This window comes from Geotalea uraniireducens Rf4 (assembly GCF_000016745.1).
GTDB lineage: Bacteria > Desulfobacterota > Desulfuromonadia > Geobacterales > Geobacteraceae > Geotalea > Geotalea uraniireducens.
The window spans coordinates 153041-173353 of the sequence record NC_009483.1 but is presented as its reverse complement, the minus strand read 5'-3'; the positions used below and the strand labels follow the sequence as shown (position 1 = coordinate 173353).

Sequence of the window (20313 nt, the reverse complement as noted above, 5' to 3'; positions counted from 1 at the left end):
AACCGGAACGTATTGATAAGTAAAGGTAAAACCTGGCAGATGCGGACTCGGGGGATGTGTTTGCAGTCCCGCACCGCTCACGACCGCCAGCGGGTTCTGAATCATTGTTAATTTCTTGACGTGGCGACGAGTTATTGTTAAAAATGTAGAAATTTTCGCGTGTTCAGCAATCATCAGGGGGCTTGAATGAACAACCTTGCTGCAGTTATCCTGGCAGCCGGCAAAGGAACCAGGATGAAGTCGAATATAGTTAAAGTCATGCATCCACTGGGTGGACTGCCCATGGTTTCCTGGCCGGTTAACACCGCCCGTGAAGCAGGCGCGTCCAACATTGTGCTCGTGACCGGGCATCAGTCGGAAAAGGTGCAGGACTTCTTTGAAGGCCAATCGGATGTTCGATTCGCCGTCCAGGAGGAGCAACTGGGAACCGGCCATGCAGTCGCCTGCGCACTGCCTGCCCTGCTCGGCTTCAGCGGCATGGTGCTCATCCTTTGCGGCGATGTGCCGCTGATCAGCACCGCTACGCTCAAGGCCATGGTGAAGCAACATCGCAGCCGCCATGCAGTCATAACCGTCCTGACCGCCGACTTTGCGCAACCGAACGGCTACGGACGGATCGTCAAGGACGGCGACGGCTTCATCAAGCGTATTGTCGAAGAAAAGGACGCCACTGATGCCGAACGGCGGATCACAGAGATCAACTCCGGAATTTACTGCGTGGAGTCGGATTTTCTGACCGTTGCCATACCAAACCTGAAAAACGACAATGCCCAGCGTGAATACTACCTGACCGACATAATCAAGGAAGCTGCGAACCTGGGGCTTTTGTGTCAGGCGTTTCCGGTGGCTGACCCCGCCGAAGTCATGGGGATCAACGACCGTGCCCAGCTGGCCGAAGCTGGACAACTGCTGCGCGGGAGGATCAACAAGGCTTTGATGCTCGACGGCACAACCCTTATCGACCCGCAGACAACCTACATCGACCGGGGTGTGCGCATAGGAAAAGACACCACCATCCACCCGAACGTTCATATTTCAGGCGACACTGAAATCGGCAATAATTGCCTGATAGAGCCTTCCGTGGTCATCAAGGGATGCAAAATCGGCAACGGCGTAACCATCAAGGCCGGCTCCGTTATGATGGACGCCGTTATCCATGATGATGTCGCCATCGGCCCGATGGCCCATCTGCGGCCAGGAACAGAGCTGAAAGAGCATGTGAAAATCGGCAATTTTGTCGAGACCAAGAAAATCGTCATGGGTGAAGGGTCAAAAGCCTCCCACCTCACCTACCTGGGGGATGCCGCCATCGGTACAAACGTCAACATCGGCTGCGGTACCATAACCTGCAACTACGATGGCGTCAAAAAGCACCGGACGGTGATCGGAGACGACGTCTTCGTCGGAAGCGACGTTCAATTCGTGGCCCCGGTTACCATCGGCCGCAACTCACTGATAGCCGCAGGCACGACGGTAACCAGGGACGTCCCGCCCGATTCGCTGGCCATCGCCAGGGCTCCCCAGGTGAACAAGGAAGGATGGAAACTGAAGAAAAAATAAACAGTTCTGCGTTCTAAGTTTCTTAACGTAGAACTTAGAACATAGAACCTCGAACGGAGTTCGAAATGTGCGGAATAGTTGGCTATACAGGCAAGCAGGAAGCAACGTCCATCATTCTTGACGGACTGAAAAAACTGGAGTACCGGGGCTACGATTCGGCCGGGATCTGCACCATTCACGACGGCCAGGCAGAAACCAGGCGTAGCGAAGGCAAACTGATCAACCTGGAGAGACTCCTGGTAAAAGAACCGATCGTCGGCACAATCGGCATCGGCCATACCCGCTGGGCTACCCACGGCAAACCTTCCGAGATCAATGCCCACCCCCATCAGGCTGGCCCGGTGGTGGTCGTCCACAACGGCATTATCGAAAATTACCTGCAACTTCGGGAAGAACTCAGGGCAAGCGGGCACACCTTCAAGAGCGAGACCGATACTGAGGTCATCGCCCACCTCACGGAAAAGCAACTGCGCGAAACCGGCAACTTTGAACAGGCCGTGCGCCTTGCCCTCGGCGAACTGCGCGGCGCCTATGCGGTTTGCATTCTCTGCGAAAACGAACCCGGCACCTTGATCGCGGCAAAGCAGGGTTCCCCGATGGTAATCGGCCTGGGTGACGGCGAGTATTTCGTTGCCTCAGACATTCCCGCAATCCTCTCCCATACCCGCAACATGATTTTTATGGAGGACGGCGAAATGGCTGTCTTTCGAGACGGCCGGGCGGTCTTCTCTACCGTTGCCGGCGCACCGCTGGTCAAAACGCCCCGCTACATCGACTGGTCGCCGCTTTTGGCCGAAAAGGGGGGGTACAAACACTTCATGCTCAAGGAGATATTTGAGCAGCCCCGCGCCATCAGCGACACCATCGCCGGCAGGCTGGTGGAGGAAGAAGGGGCCGTCTATCTGGAAGACCTCTCCCTGGGAGACCACGAACTGAAGGCGGTCGAGAGGATTTACATCATCGCCTGCGGCACCTCCTGGCATGCGGGGCTGGTGGGGAAATTCCTCATCGAGGACCACTGCCGGATCCCGGTTGAAGTGGATATCGCCTCGGAATTCCGCTACCGCAACCCGGTGGTCAACGACAAAACGCTTATTATCCTCATCTCCCAGTCGGGCGAGACCGCCGATACCCTGGCGGCCATGCGTGAGGGAAAGGCGCGGGGCGGGAAAAACATCGCCATCTGCAATGTGGTGGACTCATCCATCGCCAGGGAAGCCGACGGCGTCATCTACACCCATGCAGGACCGGAAATAGGGGTTGCCTCCACCAAGGCGTTCGTCACCCAGTTGGTGGCGCTCTACCTCTTCACGATCAAGCTCGGTCGTACCATCGCCACCATAGACAAGGCGAAGGGGCAAGCAATGATCGCCTCCCTGGTGCGGATACCTTCACTCCTGGAAAAGTCGCTGGAGCTGAACCCGCAGGTCGAGACCATCGCCCGCAAATACATGAATGCAAGGGATTTTCTCTATCTGGGACGCGGCATCAACTATCCCATTGCCCTGGAAGGGGCGCTGAAGCTGAAGGAGATATCCTATATCCATGCCGAAGGCTACCCGGCAGGAGAGATGAAGCATGGCCCCATCGCCCTCATCGACGAGCACATGCCGGTAGTGATCCTGGTGCCCCGCAACAGCAACTACGAAAAAGTGGCCTCAAACATGGAAGAAGTCATTGCCCGCGGCGGAAGGGTCATCGCCGTCTGCTCCGCCGGCGACGAGGACATCCGGGGGAAGGCCGAGGTCACAGTGGAAATTCCCAGGGACAGCGACGATCTGGCCCCCATTCTCCTCTCTGTGCCGCTCCAGCTCCTCGCCTACCATGTGGCGGTGCTGAAAGGGACAGACGTCGATCAACCGCGGAACCTGGCAAAAAGCGTGACCGTGGAATAAAGACAATCAGAACGTCCCCCCTGTTTCTCCTCCTTTCATCACGCTATCTCCATGTCCAAAGGGCTGCTTTTCTCCAAGCAGCCCTTTCTTTTTTTGTTTTTACAAATTAATATTATTAATTAAAAAATGTTGGCACCAATAGTGCTATAACAATTTATCTTTATATATTCACAAATGCCTATATTCCCTCATGGAAGCAGCTACTTACACGATTAGTCGCCATTAATTCAACAAAAGTCTGGCGCATTAACTATTCATTATAGTTTTTCATGCGATTTAACGTAGAAACGAAAACGGTTGAATTCTAAAGAAGGAGGAAAGTACATGAACAAACGAACTGCTGTAAGAGTCCGATCCACTAAGTTATGGTTAGGACAGCAATTTGCACTCCTGTTGCTGCTGTTGATAACAGCAAGCAGCGCCTGGGGCGCGGAGATGGTCACCAACGGCATCTTCAACGGCAGCACTGGCTGGACATTCGGAACGGCCACCTACGACAGCGCAACCACACGGACTGGTGGGAGCGGCTCTGCCAAAGTCGCCACAACCAGAAACGTTACGACCTCCGGCACAGTAACGCAGACGGTCTCCATTCCGGCCGGATCAACAATTAATACTGTGTCGCTCTACTCACAACTCACCACCAGCAGTGAGGCCGTTGGTGATAACATCTCTGTCAGCCTCAGATATGCGGATTCCTCCACCGTCAATATCCTCAGTACCGGAGAACTGACCAACAGTTCCTGGGCGTTACGGAATGCTGCTCCTGCCGTAGTCCTAGCCCAAAACGTCAACCAGATCATCATCACCCTCACTTCGAGAGGGGGATCTCCTGTTGGTTCAACCGCCTCCCTCTGGGTGGACGAGCTGTCCATTTCCTACACACCGTCGGTGAATAACACCATTGCAGGGGCAATGTCCTTCTTCGGCGCCACCGACAAACAGATCAGCGTCCAGGTTGCCTTCAGCGGCGATGACAATAACGACAACAGCTGTGTCATCATGTATGGCACAAGTCCGGGCAGCTACCCTAACGCAGCACCTGCTCCCGTCAAAGGTGCAGGACTCTACTCTACGACCGTAAGCGGACTGACCCCCAACACCACCTATTATTTCCAGGCTACCTTCAGCGATGGTGACGGTGTGACCGGCAGTCCGGTCACCGGCTCATTGGCAACGAATCCTCCCCTTTCCGACCCACTGCTCCACAACAGCATCAACCTGGGCGCCAAATACTGGTCAGCCAGCAGCGGCTGGGGTATTGTCGGGGGCCAGTATGGTGAGTTCACCTGTGCCACCTGCCACAACCGCAACACGGCAAACGTCAAGCGGGTGGTCGAGTCCATTCCGGCCACCATCGGTGCGGCAGTGCTCAAACCGGTAAAATTCAACAACGTTACTGCCTTCGGCAGCGACGCCGGCGGCCATACCACATCGGCACGCATATGCGAGGTCTGCCACACCCAGACTGCCGTCCACAAATACAACCAGACCACCGGCGACCTCAATCATAAGAGCGCCAACCTTACTGATTGTACCTCCTGTCATGCCCATGGCAAGGCATTCGGCGCATCCTGTAACACTTGCCACGGCTACCCCCCCATCAATGCTACTCTGGGCACCGACGGTCTTGCCTCCCCGGCAACCGGCGTCCTTGGTGCAGGAGAGGCGGGTGCCCATGCCACACATGTAAATGCCCGAGGCATGACCTGCGAAACCTGCCACCAGGGCTACACCGCAAACCCGATGGGCAACCAGCATATCGAGTTCGGTTTCAACATCAACGGCGGAACCATTGCCGGTTTCAAGGGTACCTTCAACGGCGGCGATTTTGCCGTGAAAACGCCTTATGCGACTTACAGCGGCGCTTCCACCTACGCCGGAACCACAGTCACCATGGCAACCGGCAACAACAATACCTGTTCGAACCTCTACTGCCACGGCGGTTATAGCGGCAGCAACGGCTCCATGATGGTGCCTTCCTGGACCTCCGGAGCAGCGGCCAAGGCCTGCGGCGCCTGCCATGCAACCACCCAGGCAGCTCCACCGACATCAGGCAACCATGCCCGCCATACCGGTACGGCTGCAGGATACATGGGTATCGCATGCAGCGACTGCCACGGCACCCTTCCTGCCGATAACGGCCATGTCAACGGCAATGTGGTGACCAAACTGAACCCGGCATCCAAGCTCCGGGCTAATGCCACTTACAAGAGCTTCGCCAACCAGTCTTCAGCAGCTTTGAGCTACGGCACCTGTTCGGTTTACTGCCACAGCACGGTTCAGACTGCCGATGCTTCCGCAGTGGCTACGCCGAGTGTAACTCCCGCATGGGGTGGGGCGCCATTCGTATCATGCGATACCTCCGCCTGTCACGGCAATCCTCCGGCAAATGCCAACCATGCCACCCACGTTAATGCCGGATACGACTGTGTTATCTGTCACAGCACGGCAGGTAAAGATACCGCAAAACATGCAGACTACAATATCGATGTCGCTTTCAGCGGAGTTGCCGGCTCTGGTACTTACAGTCAAGCCACCAACACTCCCGGCAACGGATTTGGAACATGTTCGGCAACCTACTGCCACAGTGGCGCAGCCACTGCCCCCTCATGGAATGGCGCAACCATGCCGACCGATTGTACCGGTTGCCATGGCAACGAAGTCACCGCTGCAACCAAACTGAGCGGCGCTCACAATGCCCATTTGAACAACACGAACCAGGGGGGCGCCTTCAAGTGTAGTTCCTGCCACGCCCCGACGATCACCAATACTGACAACCGCACCATTACCAACAGCGCACTGCATGTGGATGGAATGGTGAACTACTCCGGCCTCTATGCCGGCAAGAACAGGACCTGTTCCACCTTCTACTGCCACAGTAACGGCAAGGGTGGCGCACCGGTCACGGCGCTTCCTGCCTGGACCAGCGGTACGACCCTGGGCTGTAACGGCTGCCACGGTACCACCGGTAACACGAGCGGTATGCCTTCTCCCGATGCAGTCGGTGTCAACAGCCATGTGAAGCATCTTCCGACCCAGGACACCGCCAAGTGCGTGTACTGCCATGACACCACCGTCAACAGTGCCAGTGAGATAATTACCGGCAGCCAGCACATCAACAACGCACGTAACGTCCGCTTCAGCAAGCCGAGCACGTTCACCAACAACTCCGGTGCCTACAATGCCGGCGCCAGGACCTGTTCCACAACTTACTGCCACGGCACCGCAGCATCCGATGCATGGGGTACCGCCGGTCCTCTCGCCTGTAACAAGTGCCATGACTCAAGCAATGCATTGCCCGGTGCTCACGTCATCCACTACAACACTGCAACGGTAGCCACCGGTCTTTACGGTGCAGTCCCCGGCAGCTCCAGCCAGAGCTCAACCGCATACCAGTTTGCCTGCTCCGCCTGCCACGGCACTGATACCAATGCCCATGCAGACATGCCCAGAACGGCCGTTTCCGATGCAACTATCTTCTTCGGTTTCAGCTCCGCCGGTCGTGGCGCTTCTGCCAACACCGCCTATGTCCGTCAGGCTACCGGCTCAACTGATACCAAGGGCTTCAAATGGACCAACGGCGGTAACGCCAACTGTACCGCCACCTACTGCCACAGCAACGGCCGCGGCAGCAACGGTGTAAGTGCAACTGTCAACTGGGGCATCACCGCCAGGGATGCAAGCTGTGCTACCTGTCACGGCAACGCCACAACGACTATTGCCGGAACTAATCCCGCCACCACACCCAACATGCTCTCCGGCGCCCACAAGTCCCACATCGGCAATGCTTCTGCCGGCGGCAGCTTCACCTGTACCGACTGCCATGCCAACACCCTCACCAGCGCCACCGCAATTGCTACCAACGCCTACGGCAAGCATGTCAACAAGTTCGTTGACTACTCCGGCGCTTATGCCGGCAAGACAAGGACCTGCAGCACCTTCTACTGCCACAGCAATGGCAAGGGTGGGGTGCCGGTAACCGCAATTCCTGCATGGAACAGCGGCGGCACTCTCGGCTGCAATGGCTGTCACGGCACCACAGGCAACACGAGCGGTATGCCGTCTCCCGACGCCGTCGGTATCAACAGCCACGTGAAACACCTCCCGACCCAGGATACCGCCAAGTGCGTATACTGCCATGACACGACGGTCAACGGCACCAATGCCGTTATCGCCGGCAGTACTCACCTGAACAAGACTCGTGACGTTCGTTTCAGCAAGCCGAGCACCTTTACCAATAACTCCGGCGCCTACAACGCAGGGGCCAGGACCTGTTCCGCAACCTACTGCCACGGCAGCGCAGCATCCGATGCCTGGGGCACCGCCGGCCCGCTCGCCTGCAACAAGTGTCACGATGCCAGCAACGCCCTGCCAGGCGCCCATGGCATTCACTACAACACAACAACGGTAGCCACCGGTCTTTACGGCGCAGCCCCCGGCAGTTCCAGCCAGAGCACGACGGCATACCAGTTTGCCTGCTCCGCCTGCCACGGCACCGATACCGGCAAGCATGCCGACATGCCTATGACGGCCGTATCCGATGCGACGGTCTTCTTCTCCTTCAGTTCCGCCGGTCGTGGCGCTAGTGCCAACAGCGCCTATACACGCCCGGCAACCGGTTCGGTTGACGGCAAGAGCTTCAAATGGACAACCGGCAACAACGCCAACTGCACCGCCACCTACTGCCACAGCAACGGCCGCGGCAGCAACGGTGTAAGTACAACCGTCAACTGGGGCATCACCGCCAGGGATGCAAGCTGTGCTACCTGTCACGGCAACGCCACAACGACTATCGCCGGAACTAATCCTGCCACCACACCCAACATGCTCTCCGGCGCTCACAAGTCCCACATCGGCAATGCTTCTGCGGGTGGAGGCTTCGCATGTACCGACTGCCATGCCAACACCCTCACCAGCGCCACCGCAATTGCTACCAACGCCTACGGCAAGCACGTCAACAAGTTCGTTGACTATTCCGGTGCTTATGCCGGCAAGAACAAATCCTGCTCCACCTTCACATGCCACAGCAACGGCAAGTCCGGGGCACCACTGGTTTCAGTGACGACGACCGCCACCTGGAACAGTGGTTCAACCCTTGACTGCAGCGGCTGTCACGGTTCCACTTCAGCAAATCTGTCAACAGGCAACCATGCCGCTCATATTCTCAAGGGCGCAACATGTGCAAACTGCCACTGGAATACGACCCAGGCCAACAACACCATTGCCAGCGTTGCCCAACACATCAACCGCACCATCGGCGTCAACCAGGGCAGCACCTACAACACTGTTGCGGTTAACTTCACCGGAACAACCAGCTGCTCCGGCATCAGCTGTCACAGCAGCGGCAAGTTCACCGCTCAAGCAGCCACATGGGGCAGTGCATCACTCGGTTGCGACGGCTGCCACCCGCTGGCTAACCTGTCCGCTGCCCATACCACCCATGCCGGTCTCCTCAATCTGGCCAGCCAGGTGGCTTTCTACTCCTACACAGCTAATAAATCCAGCGGCGTAGAAGGGACACCGGTAAAATACGGCTTCGGTTGTGCCAACTGCCATCCTACCGGACCTACGGCAGAGGCTACCTACCACCTCAACGGTACTATCGAGGTACAGCTCGATGCAGCAAGCGGCGGCACCTATGCCGGCTCACTGCGTAAGCTTAATACCGGCAGCGCAGTATACAACTCTGGTTCAGACAAGAGCTGCGATCTCGTCTACTGCCATAGTGATGGCAAAAATGCCATGGTCTCCGGCCTTAACGGCCATGCACCCGCCTGGACCACGACCTTTGCCACGCTTGGTGGCGACCGCTGTGCCAAGTGCCATGGCAACTCGCCGCAGACCGCCGCCCACGATGCGCACCAGGTCGGTCTCCACTACAACAACGTCTTTAACGGCACATCCGGCAAACTGGCAGCCGCTGCTTCCGGCAATTCCAGCCATGGTGTCCCTGGCCAGTCAACCACCATCACCTGTAACACCTGTCATTACAAAACTATGACGGTATCCGGCAACGACCAGAACGCCCTCTGCAACACCTGCCATACGAAAGGGGTTAACGGCGCCCTGGTCAAAGGCAATGCCAGAATCGCCGACTTCACCTTCCACGTCAACGGCAAGAAGGAGATCGCCTTCCCGACCACACCGCTCAAGGTTATCTCCAAGGCACAGCTCAGGACCGGAAGTTTCAGCAACTACTCCGGCCTCTGGAGCCGTAACGGCAGCAACTACAAAACCGGTACAACAGCCTTTGATACCGCCAAGGTGGCTCTATCAGACAGCATGTACAACGCCGGCACCGCTACCTGCTCCAACATCTCCTGTCACAACCTGAGAGCAGGCCAGACCGTCGTCTGGACCGACACGACAATTACATGTACATCCTGTCACACAAAGCTGTAAAATTTACTGCATAGCTTCACAAAAAGGCCGGGAAACCGGCCTTTTTTGCGTTCATACTTTTGATGTTTGAAATGTAATCCTGTGGCTAACTGCCGTTTTCATGGTTATAGCCGTGGTAAAGATGGCGGGAGTCGAATGTTTAGGAACTCGGAAATTACTAATGTACCGAGATCGCGCCTGGATTCGGAGTCAGATTTTGCTGCGCCGATTGAGCAAAACCGCAGGCGTAGCATGGCTACGCTGAGGATTTTGCGATTGAGAAGCAGTGAAATATGGCCCGAAGCCAGGATGCGAGATGGTATATTTGTATTTTCCGAGTCCCTTAGCCTGCTTTTTGCGCGGAGAGCTCGTGAAGGGACTCGTCCAGTATGGCAATACCTCTACCCAGTTCCTCGTCGGTGATGACCAGGGGCATCAGCACCCGAATCACGTTACCATGATTGCCGCAGGAAAGAATCACCAGACCTTTTTCGAAACAAAGCTTGGTCAACTTTTTTGCTTCGGCGCCTGCGGGTTCTTTTGTTTCCCTGTCACGGACCAGCTCAAGCGCCAACATGGGGCCCTTGCCGCGCACCTCTCCGATGATTTCGTGGGTCTTCTGCAGTTCCTCGAAACGCGCCGTAAGCTTGGCGCCGAGTTCGTCGGCCTTGTTGAGCAAGCCGTCTTCAAGCAGAATTTCAAGGACTGCCAGGGCTGCGCGGCAGGAGATCGGATTACCGCCGTAGGTTCCGCCCAGACCTCCCGCGTGAGACATGTTCATCAGTTCGGCGCGGCCGGTTATGGCACTCAGCGGCATCCCGCCTGCAAGGCTCTTGGCCGTAGTGATCAGGTCGGGCTTGATGCCCCAGTGATCGATGGCGAAGATTTTTCCCGTTCGTCCCATTCCTGTCTGGATCTCGTCAATGATGAGGAGAATGCCGTATTTTTGGCAGATGGCCTGGAGTTTGGCAAAATATTCGGGTGGGGGGGTGATGAATCCCCCTTCGCCCTGGATCGGTTCGGCAATAATCGCCGCTGTTTGCTCCGCAGCCACGTGGTTGATGAAAAATTCCTCCAGGTAGTCTGCGCAGGAGGCCTTACACGCGGGATATGTCATCCCGAAAGGGCAGCGGTAGCAGTAGGCATAGGGGATGCGGTAGGTTTCAGGGGCAAAAGGACCGTAACCCAGCTTGTACGGTTTGACCTTGCTCGTCAGGGTCATGGTCATGAGTGTCCGGCCGTGAAACCCGTTTTCGAAGGCGATGACGGCAGGACGTTTAGTGGCGTAGCGTGCGATTTTTATGGCATTTTCGTCTGCCTCGGCGCCGGAATTGGCGAACATGGTCATCTTGGCGAAGTCGCCCGGGGCCAGTTCGTTAAGCCGTGCGGCAAGCTCGACGTACGGTTCGTAGAGGGCGACATGGAAGCACGTGTGAATATATTTTTCAGCCTGATCCTTGATGGCCGCCACGACCTTCGGGTGGCAGTGACCGACGTTATTCACGCCGATGCCCCCAGCGAAATCGATCAACTCGCGGCCATCCACATCCACCATGATGGCGCCGCGGGCCTTACTTATAAAGGCGGGGCTCAAGTTGGCAACACCCTGGGGCACATGCTGATTCTTTAACTGCATCAATTCTTCGTTTCGGGAGGACATGGGTACGACTCCTTTTCCAGGTGGTGTGTACAGAGATTTATGAGGCTGGTCACGATTGGCTCTCCCCTTCTGTCGCTAACCACCCTCCTCGCTCTGCCGGTGATTCAAGCCGAGGGATTGATTATTTATATATTCTTGAATTCAGTGCTATATCAAAGACCATACCAATAATCATTAAAACCTGTTATACCAACCACTTAGCATGCTCATGGCAATTTTCTTCCAATAAATCGCCCAATTCTCTCGAAGAATCAGCCATAATCCGGCACAAAATTATCCCCTATTGCATAATCAATGCATTTGTGCATAATACGAAAAATCGAATGGAATCCATCATGGGTTAACGGAGAAAAAACCTTTTCCTTCCCGGACATATTCCATCCGAATGCACCATTATTCCCCTATCGCGTGAGGTCGCTTCATGTCTTTTAATACCGATCCGACGTTATTCATCAATTCGCCGCTGAGCAATGCGCCGCTCAATTCCGACGATTTCTATCAGGCGCTGGTAAACGCCATGGGAGTTGGGGTTCTGGCCGTCAACACCTCCGGCATGACCATTCTTGCCAACAAGAGCGCCCGCGAGAATTTCGGCGCTTATCCCGGCATCCACCTGAACGACGTCCTGCCGGAACTTTGGCCGAAGGTCGTGCAGCGCCTCAGAAAGCACACCCACAGCATTGAAGTGTCGGTACGGGGCGGGGAAGCGAACTACCTGGTCAGGGTAAGTCCGATCCTCCTGGATAAGGAGCAAGTCGGGGCCGTCTGCGTTTTTGTGGAAAGTACGGGCCTGGAAGAAATGGCGATGCAGATGCAGACGTTTCAGGAGTTGACCAGTGAATTGGGCGCTATAATCAACTCCTCTTCCGACGGGCTCTGGATCTGCGACTCGCAAGCCAATGTGCTCCGTATAAATCCGGCGTCGGAGCGAATCAACCATATTAAGGCGGAGGACGTCGTCGGCCACAATATGCGTGACCTGGTGGCAGAAGGGGTTTTCGACAAGTCGGCCACCCTTGAGGTGCTCAGAACCGGAAACGTTGCGAACATGCTGCAACAGCGGGAAGGACGCAAGCTGATCCTGACCGGCACCCCTGTTTTCGATACAGCCGGACGGCTGATCAGGGTCGTGGTGAGCGAACGCGACATTACCGAGATCGATATCCTGCAACGGGAGTTGGAGGAGCAGGAGGCCATGAAAGACCAGTTCCGCCACCACATGATCGAGAAGCAGCAGGTGGAGCTGGAGTCGCATCGGGTCATAGCCCGGAGCCCCGTCATGCTCAAGGCGCTCCATCAGGCGATCAAGGTCAGTACCGTTGACTCGTCGGTGCTGATTCTCGGCGAATCCGGCGTGGGAAAGGGGCTGATCGCCGACCTGATCCACAAGAATTCACTGCGGGCGAAAAAGCCGCTCATCAAGATCAACTGCGGCGCCATCCCTGAATCCCTGATTGAATCCGAGCTGTTCGGCTACGAGAAAGGCGCCTTTACCGGCGCCCAAGCCGGCGGCAAGCCGGGATATTTCGAGCTGGCAGATGGGGGAACCCTCTTTCTTGACGAGATCGCCGAGCTCCCCCTCTCCTCGCAGGTCAAATTGCTCCGCTTCCTTGAAGACGGCCGCATCACACGTCTTGGCGGGACCAACGGACGCACCGTTGACGTCCGCATTCTCGCGGCGACCCACCGCAACCTGGAGGAGATGGTCAGCCAGGGGAAATTCCGGCTTGATCTCTATTATCGATTGAAAGTCATCCCCATCTATGTCCCGTCTGTACGGGAGCGGAAAGACTGCATACTGCCTCTCATTCACCATTACATCGACTTTTTCGGGACGAAGACCGGCATCAAGAAACGGCTTACCCGGGCCGCCTCGGACATTTTGATGTCTTACCCTTATCCGGGCAACGTGCGCGAGCTCATGAACATCTGCGAGCGACTGGTTGTCATGTCCGAAATGGAATTGATCGATCTCAAGGACCTTCCCGGCGATATCGTCGCCCGCGTGGAGGAAACGGGCAAGGCATCCATGGCTTGGCCTGAAGAAATGAGCCTGCAACAGGCAATCGACAGCGTAGAGCGAAACGTCCTTGCCCAGGCAGTGGAGCGATACGGCAACCAATGCAGGATGGCTGAGGTCTTGGGGGTGAATCAATCCACCATCGCCCGCAAACTCAAGAAGTACGGCTTGACCTGAATAAACCGCACTCAGCCCATCGCCGTCAAGGTTAACACTATCAAATTATGCATGCATGCATAATTTGATAGCCATGCATACGCTATTTACGAATGATGTTTCCATTTATTTCCTGCCGACATTTCCATCACGCCTTAAACTTTCTCCGCCGTTGCCTGCCTGTAACATCAGGTGCGTGCGGTGATCCCGGATTTTCCGCCTTTCCATCGTCCTGTTCGCTGCGTAATCAACGCACCGGCAAAATTGCCCCTCGCTATACCCCGCCACTTCCCATATATCTGGCATGACTTGTGCTAAGTTCTACAGCATAGAAAATTGTTTTATTATTCGGCCGAATCGTTTTTCAAAGTAGATGTACAACTCAATCAAGGCGGTAGCTCAAAAGGAGGCAACACATGAAACGTGGTGTACTGTTTGTAATGGCCCTCATCTGCACCCTGATGCTGGTCACCCCGCTCTTCGCCCAGGAAGCGCGGAACTATTTCAAGGTAGGGGTAATCACGGAACTCTCCGGAGACCTGGCTACCGGCGGCAACATCACCAAGCGCGGCTATGACCTGTGGGCCCAGGAGGTGAATGCCAAAGGAGGCATCGTCATCAAGGGGAAGAAATACCCGGTCAAGCTCGTTTATGCTGATGCCCAGTCCAACCCCGCCGCTGGAGCTGCGGCAGCGGAAAGATTGATTACCCAGGAGAATGTCGACTTTATCCTTGGACCGTACTCTTCAGGCGTCACCCTCGCGGTTGCCCCGGTGGTCGACAAGTACAAGGTGCCAATGATTACCGGCTCCGCCGAATCCCCCCTCATCTGGACCAACAAATTCTACTATACGTTCGGCACCATCCCGCCGATCAACTTCACCGGCGCTGCTTCCATCAAGACCTTGACCGAACTGAAGCCGGCGCCGAAGACCATCGCTATCATCGGCTCCAATGACGCCTTTTCCAAGGCTACCGCTGAGGCATACAAGGCAGCGGCAGAAGCGGCAAGGCTGAAAGTGGTCAAATTCAGCATCGTCCCCTCCGGTCAGGATATGACCCCGCTCCTTTCCGCCATCCGCGGGATGAAACCGGATGTCGTTGCTTTCGGCGGTCACGACGAAGAGCATGTCAAGATGGTCAAAGCCCTTCGCCAGATCGGCTATACGCCCAAAGCCCTCTTAATGCATTGCGGCATCACCGAGAAGGCCTTCATTGATGCCGTGGGCAAGGATTCCGAGCAGATCTTCGGCACGACCTGCTGGACCTCAACCGCCAACACCAAGAGCAAGATCCTTTGGCCGACTGCAGCCGCCTATTCAGCTGCCTCCAGGAAGGCCTTCAACAATCCCGGCGACTACACCCAGGGCGGCTGCTCGGCTGCCGGCATCGCCTTCCAGGTAGCGCTGCAGAAGATAGGCGCGACACCCGGCATGTCCGAAAGTATGCGGGCAAAACTTATCAAGGCCCTTGAAGAGGTGGATGTCCAGACTTTTTACGGCCGGGTCAAATTTGCAACGAGCGGTCAGTACTACCATGCCAATATCGGTCTTACCCCCCTCACCGTACAGATCCAGAACAGCAAGATAATGACTGTCGGGCCGAAAGCTTCACTGGAAGCTCCTGCCCAGTACCCCATGAAGGATTGGAAGAGCCGCTGAGCCTAAGCCGCAATCCCGGTCTTGCGCCGGGCAGTCCCGGAACATCGTGACTGCCCGGCAATCCGGACACCCAATAACAAAGCTTCTTGGAAGTTTTAGCTGGAGGAAATGCTTTATGGAACTGCTTCCGCAAGCCCTGGCCGACGGGATATTACTCGGTGGAATCTACATTACCATTGCCATAGCGTTCTCCTTGACCTACGGGGTAATGCACGTCATCGACTTTGCCGTGGGCGAATGGATCATGTTCGGGGCTTTTACCGGCTTCTACCTGAACAAATGGACCGGCCTGGATCCTTTCATCTTCCTGCCGGTCATCTTTATCATGTATTTCGTAATCGGTTATCTGGTCCAACCGGTAATACACCGGGTGCTGAGCGGCACCAAAGGGAATCCCTTCCTGATGGGACTGGTTTTCACCTTCGGTCTCGCCATCATGTTCCGGGGAATCGCCCTGACCGTGTTCGGATTTTACTCAAGCTCAATCCCCTCCATGTTTTCCGAAGGGTCATTCACCTTCGACAATTACGGCATCAGCGTGACGATACCGACGGTCCGTCTCGTCGGGCTGGTTTATGCGCTGCTGATCACGGCCGCCCTCCACTTTCTGCTGAAGAAGACGAATTTCGGCCTGGGGGTGCGCGCCCTGGCCCAGCACAAGGAAGCAGCGGGACTCATGGGTGTCAACAGCAAGAGGACCGGTTCGTACGTATACGGCATTTATGTGGGGATCAGCGCCATGACCGGCGTGCTGCTCGGCTGCATCCTCTCCATCGGCGCGCAGATGGGAAACGAATACACCATATTCGCCTTTTTCGTCGTCGTTCTTGCCGGCATGGGGTATCTGGCCGGCGTGCCCTGGGCAGCGATGCTCCTCGGCATGGTCCAGTCGATTTTCATGATTTACTTCAATCCGAGCCATACCCTGCTCGCCGTATTTGCAATCCTGTACGTGATCCTGCTGATCTCGCCACGAGGTCTTTTTGGTAGAGGAGTCTGAACATGAAAGGTATACGCATCAAATGGGTTCTGCCGCTTGTACTCCTGCTGCTGGCCCTCCCACTGGTAATTCATGACACGTTCTTCCTCCGGGTCATTACGGAAGCCATCATGTGGGTCGGCCTGGCCATTGCGTTCGACGTCATTGCGGGTTACACCGGCTACCTGAACTTCGGCCACGGGGCCTTCTTCGGCATGGGGGCGTATGCGATCGGCATCCTGATGATGCAGGCGCACCTGCCGTTTGCCCTTGCCCTCCCCGCAGGTGGCGTTGTGGCAGGGATTGCGGCGCTGATCGCCGGATTCCCCACGCTCCGCCTGAAAGGCCCATATTTCGCCATCGCCACCTGGGCGCTGTCCCGCGCCATCCAGCAGTTGGCCCTGACCATGGATATTACGGGCGGACCCGACGGCATGCGTCTTACCGCCTTTCTCAACCCCCAGTTCTTTTACTACCTGATGCTCATCGTCGTCGGCGGGACCTTCATCCTCCTTTGGTTCCTTCTTGAGTGTGCGCCCTTCGGCCTGAAACTGAAGGCCATCCGCGAGGATGAACTGGGGGCCAAGGCCCTGGGACTCAATCCCACCAAACTCAAGATGCAGTCATTCATCCTCTCGGCGATTCCCACCGGGATACTGGGCGGAATCTACGCATACTGGATCACCTTTATCGATCCCGCCTCCACCCTGGGGGACATGGTGAGCGACCAGGCCGTGGTCATGGTCGTCTTCGGCGGGATGGGAACCCTGCTGGGGCCGGTTATCGGCGCACTGCTCATTTTTACCTTCAAGACCATCTTCTGGGCCTATCTCTCCGACTACCAGCTCCTTTATCTCATAATCCTCGGCGCTCTCATCGCAATCAGTGTCGTCTTTATGCCCAACGGCCTCTGGGGCACCCTCCTGAGCCGTTACATGCCGGGCAAGCGGGAAACGAAAACAGACCTCGAAACCGAAGCGCCACAAGAAGAAGGGAAATGAATATGGCTGAACCTCTATTGAAAGTAAATTCCGTCACGAAATGCTTCGGCGGGTTGATGGCGGTCAATAATGTCACCTGCCAGGTTCACGAGGGAGAAATAGTCGGCCTCCTGGGCCCCAACGGCGCAGGCAAAACGACCCTCTTCAACGTCATCAGCGGCTATTACGCCCCGACGAGCGGCTCGATCGTCTTCAAGGGGCAGGACATCAGCGGCAGGCCCCCCTATGATCTGGCCAAGCTCGGCATCGGCCGTACCTTCCAGGTTGTCAAGCCCTTCGCGGGCCTCAGCGTGCTGGAAAACGTGGTGATCGCCTCGTTCCTGCGCCATCCGAAACTTGCCGACGCCGAAAAGCATGCCTGGCGGATTCTGGAAACAACCGGACTGGCTGATCGCGCCGGGATTCCCGCTTCAGGACTTACCCTGGCAGGGCGCAAACGCCTGGAGATCAGCAAGGCCCTGGCACTGGAACCTTCGTTTCTGCTCCTCGACGAGGTCGTGGCCGGGTTGAATCCGACCGAGGCCGACCGTACGGTCGAGCTGATCCTGAAGCTCAAGGCAGAGGGGATGACGATCCTGATCGTAGAACACATCATGCGGGTCATCATGAACATCAGTGATCGCCTGGTGGTGTTGAATTTCGGTGAAAAAATAGCCGAGGGGACACCGGCCGAAGTGGCTGAGAACCCGCTGGTTATTGAAGCCTATCTGGGAGAGGCCGCGGCATGAAAGTACTCGACGTTACATCCATTTCAGTAAAATACGGCAACATCCAGGCCCTTTGGGATATTTCGTTTTCGGTCAAGAAGGGGCAACTGGTGGCGCTGATCGGGGCCAACGGGGCAGGCAAGACCACGACCCTCAAGGCCATCTGCGGCCTGGCGCCGCTCGCTTCCGGGCGGATTGAGCATAACGGCGGCGTTATCAGCGGCTGGCCGGTACACAAGGTTGTGGATCAGGGGATCACCCTCGTGCCGGAGGGAAGGCAGCTCTTTCCCAAGATGACAGTGGAGGAGAACCTCCTGGTGGGGGCGTATCTCAAGCGGGCCCACGGCAAGAGGGCGCAGACCCTGAAACAGGTCTACTCCATTTTCCCAAGACTAGAGGAACGGCGCAACCAGACGGCGGAAACCCTTTCCGGCGGCGAGCAGCAGATGGTCGCCATCGGCCGGGCACTGATGCAGGACCCGGACGTGATCATGTTCGACGAGCCGAGTCTAGGCCTCGCCCCGCTCATGGTCAGGGAGGTGTTCAACGTGATCCAGGAACTGCACCGCCAGGGGCTGACCATTTTCCTCGTGGAGCAGAACGTCCATCAGACCCTGAAGGTGACCGATTACTGCTACGTCATGGAGAACGGCCGCATCGTCGGGGAAGGAACCGGCAAGGAGCTGGAGGCGGACCAGACCATCCGCGAGGCATACCTGGGACTGTAGGGGCGCATGGCATGCGCCCTCACCGGCTGGAGATCGTTGGGCGGACGTGTCCGCCCCTACGTTGAACAACGCAATTCATTACCTCACACAGGAGGCAGCATTCCATGTTTACATTGAAAGATCCCACCCTTTTCCGCGAGCAATGTCACATCAACGGCCAGTGGGTTGACGCCGACAACGGCGAGACCATTGCGGTCACCAATCCGGCAACCGGCGAAACGATCGGCGCCATTCCGAAGATGGGCGCGAGCGAGACGCGGCGCGCCATCGAAGCTGCCAATGCCGCGTATCCCGCCTGGCGGGCCAAAACCGCCGCGGAACGGTCGGCTGTCCTGCGCCGGTGGTTCGAACTGTTGCTGGAAAACCAGGAGGACCTGGCCGTGCTCATGACCGCCGAGCAGGGAAAACCCCTGGCCGAGGCGCGCGGCGAGATTACCTACGCCGCATCGTTTCTGGAATGGTTCGCCGAAGAGGGAAAGCGGGTCTACGGCGATACCATCCCCCAGCACCAGCCGGACAAGCGGATCGTGGTCATCAAGGAACCGATCGGCGTCTGTGCCGCGATTACCCCCTGGAACTTTCCCGCGGCCATGATTACCCGCAAGGCAGGGCCGGCGCTGGCCGTCGGCTGTCCGATGGTGGTCAAGCCGGCCACCCAGACCCCTTTTTCCGCCCTGGCGCTGGCCGAACTGGCGGCCCGGGCCGGGGTTCCGGCCGGGGTGTTCAATGTGGTCACCGGCGCCTCCGGGGCCATCGGCGGCGAGATGACCGGCAATCCCATCGTCCGCAAGCTCACCTTTACCGGTTCGACCGAGATCGGCAAGCTGCTGATGGTGCAGTGCGCCGGCACGGTGAAGAAGCTGGCCATGGAGCTCGGGGGGAACGCGCCGTTCATCGTCTTCAACGATGCCGACCTGGATGCTGCAGTGGAGGGGGCGCTCATCTCCAAGTACCGCAATACCGGCCAGACCTGCGTCTGCACCAACCGTTTCCTGGTCCAGAACGGCATCTATGACGACTTTGCCGCCAAACTGGTCGAAGCGGTGGAGAAGCTCAAGGTCGGGGATGGGCTGAAGGGTGAAACCCAGCAGGGTCCGCTCATCGACCTGAAGGCGGTGGAGAAGGTCGAAGAGCACATCACCGATGCGATAGCCAAGGGGGCGCGGGTGCTCTGCGGCGGCAAACGGCACGAACTGGGCCGGTCGTTTTTCCAGCCGACGGTTCTGGCCGACGTAACCGGGGATATGGCCGTTGCCCGCGAGGAAACGTTCGGACCTGTTGCACCGCTGTTCCGTTTCAGTACCGAGGAGGAAGCGATCCGCATGGCCAACGACACCGAATTCGGACTCGCCGCCTATTTTTACAGCCGCGATATCGGCCGGGTTTGGCGCGTTGCCGAAGCGGTGGAATACGGCATCGTCGGCATCAACACCGGCCTGATCTCGACGGCGGTCGCCCCCTTCGGCGGGGTGAAGGAATCCGGCTTCGGCCGCGAAGGTTCCAAGTACGGTGTGGATGACTTCCTCGAAATAAAGTACCTCTGCATGGGTGGGATTTAACCA

At 57.0% G+C, this 20313-nt stretch carries 11 protein-coding genes; 10 read left to right on the top strand and 1 reads right to left on the bottom strand.

What is annotated here, in order from left to right:
* Window positions 1-186 precede the first annotated feature (186 nt).
* The 3 genes from glmU to GURA_RS00605 all read left to right on the top strand — a co-directional run bounded on the left by glmU (window position 187) and on the right by GURA_RS00605 (window position 9860).
* Complete coding sequence (gene glmU / locus GURA_RS00615) at window positions 187-1560, top strand: bifunctional UDP-N-acetylglucosamine diphosphorylase/glucosamine-1-phosphate N-acetyltransferase GlmU (RefSeq protein ID WP_011937067.1); 1374 nt, start codon at window positions 187-189, stop codon at window positions 1558-1560.
* Window positions 1561-1625: 65 nt separating this feature from the next.
* Complete coding sequence (gene glmS, locus GURA_RS00610) at window positions 1626-3455, top strand: glutamine--fructose-6-phosphate transaminase (isomerizing) (RefSeq protein ID WP_011937066.1); 1830 nt, start codon at window positions 1626-1628, stop codon at window positions 3453-3455.
* A gap of 324 nt (window positions 3456-3779) precedes the next feature.
* Window positions 3780-9860, top strand: coding sequence for a CxxxxCH/CxxCH domain c-type cytochrome (locus tag GURA_RS00605; protein ID WP_011937065.1), 6081 nt, complete (start codon window positions 3780-3782; stop codon window positions 9858-9860).
* A gap of 322 nt (window positions 9861-10182) precedes the next feature.
* Here the strand turns inward: GURA_RS00605 and gabT are convergent, their stop codons facing one another.
* A complete protein-coding gene (gene gabT, locus GURA_RS00600; protein WP_011937064.1) occupies window positions 10183-11499 on the bottom strand; it encodes a 4-aminobutyrate--2-oxoglutarate transaminase in 1317 nt (438 codons plus the stop codon).
* 421 nt (window positions 11500-11920) lie between these two features.
* Here gabT and GURA_RS00595 point away from each other — a divergent pair, with 421 nt between their 5' ends.
* The 7 genes from GURA_RS00595 to gabD all read left to right on the top strand — a co-directional run bounded on the left by GURA_RS00595 (window position 11921) and on the right by gabD (window position 20310).
* Window positions 11921-13696 carry a sigma-54-dependent Fis family transcriptional regulator gene (locus tag GURA_RS00595; protein ID WP_011937063.1) on the top strand — a complete coding sequence of 592 codons (1776 nt, stop codon included), beginning with the start codon at window positions 11921-11923 and terminating at the stop codon, window positions 13694-13696.
* Window positions 13697-14091: 395 nt separating this feature from the next.
* Window positions 14092-15336, top strand: a complete 1245-nt coding sequence (locus GURA_RS00590) for an amino acid ABC transporter substrate-binding protein (protein ID WP_011937062.1) — start codon at window positions 14092-14094, stop codon at window positions 15334-15336.
* A gap of 115 nt (window positions 15337-15451) precedes the next feature.
* The gene (locus tag GURA_RS00585; RefSeq protein ID WP_011937061.1) at window positions 15452-16336 is read left to right on the top strand and encodes a branched-chain amino acid ABC transporter permease; all 885 of its coding nucleotides are present in this window, start codon (window positions 15452-15454) and stop codon (window positions 16334-16336) included.
* Window positions 16337-16338: 2 nt separating this feature from the next.
* On the top strand, window positions 16339-17316 hold the full coding sequence (locus GURA_RS00580) for a branched-chain amino acid ABC transporter permease (RefSeq protein ID WP_011937060.1): 978 nt from the start codon (window positions 16339-16341) through the stop codon (window positions 17314-17316).
* Between the two features lie 2 nt (window positions 17317-17318).
* On the top strand, window positions 17319-18044 hold the full coding sequence (locus GURA_RS00575) for an ABC transporter ATP-binding protein (RefSeq protein WP_011937059.1): 726 nt from the start codon (window positions 17319-17321) through the stop codon (window positions 18042-18044).
* Complete coding sequence (locus tag GURA_RS00570; RefSeq protein WP_011937058.1) at window positions 18041-18751, top strand: ABC transporter ATP-binding protein; 711 nt, start codon at window positions 18041-18043, stop codon at window positions 18749-18751. The genes GURA_RS00575 and GURA_RS00570 overlap by 4 nt, the downstream gene beginning before the upstream one ends.
* Window positions 18752-18855: 104 nt before the next feature.
* A complete protein-coding gene (gene gabD / locus GURA_RS00565; protein WP_011937057.1) occupies window positions 18856-20310 on the top strand; it encodes an NADP-dependent succinate-semialdehyde dehydrogenase in 1455 nt (484 codons plus the stop codon).
* Window positions 20311-20313 lie beyond the last annotated feature (3 nt).

What these genes read in the sequence shown, in the direction of transcription:
- GURA_RS00580 (WP_011937060.1), top strand. Translation starts at nt 16,339, where the DNA reads ATGAAAGGTATACGCATCAAATGGGTTCTGCCGCTTGTACTCCTGCTG.
- glmS (WP_011937066.1), top strand. Translation starts at nt 1,626, where the DNA reads ATGTGCGGAATAGTTGGCTATACAGGCAAGCAGGAAGCAACGTCCATC.
- gabT (WP_011937064.1), bottom strand. Translation starts at nt 11,499, where the DNA reads ATGTCCTCCCGAAACGAAGAATTGATGCAGTTAAAGAATCAGCATGTG.
- GURA_RS00595 (WP_011937063.1), top strand. Translation starts at nt 11,921, where the DNA reads ATGTCTTTTAATACCGATCCGACGTTATTCATCAATTCGCCGCTGAGC.
- gabD (WP_011937057.1), top strand. Translation starts at nt 18,856, where the DNA reads ATGTTTACATTGAAAGATCCCACCCTTTTCCGCGAGCAATGTCACATC.
- GURA_RS00575 (WP_011937059.1), top strand. Translation starts at nt 17,319, where the DNA reads ATGGCTGAACCTCTATTGAAAGTAAATTCCGTCACGAAATGCTTCGGC.
- GURA_RS00585 (WP_011937061.1), top strand. Translation starts at nt 15,452, where the DNA reads ATGGAACTGCTTCCGCAAGCCCTGGCCGACGGGATATTACTCGGTGGA.
- GURA_RS00605 (WP_011937065.1), top strand. Translation starts at nt 3,780, where the DNA reads ATGAACAAACGAACTGCTGTAAGAGTCCGATCCACTAAGTTATGGTTA.
- GURA_RS00590 (WP_011937062.1), top strand. Translation starts at nt 14,092, where the DNA reads ATGAAACGTGGTGTACTGTTTGTAATGGCCCTCATCTGCACCCTGATG.
- GURA_RS00570 (WP_011937058.1), top strand. Translation starts at nt 18,041, where the DNA reads ATGAAAGTACTCGACGTTACATCCATTTCAGTAAAATACGGCAACATC.
- glmU (WP_011937067.1), top strand. Translation starts at nt 187, where the DNA reads ATGAACAACCTTGCTGCAGTTATCCTGGCAGCCGGCAAAGGAACCAGG.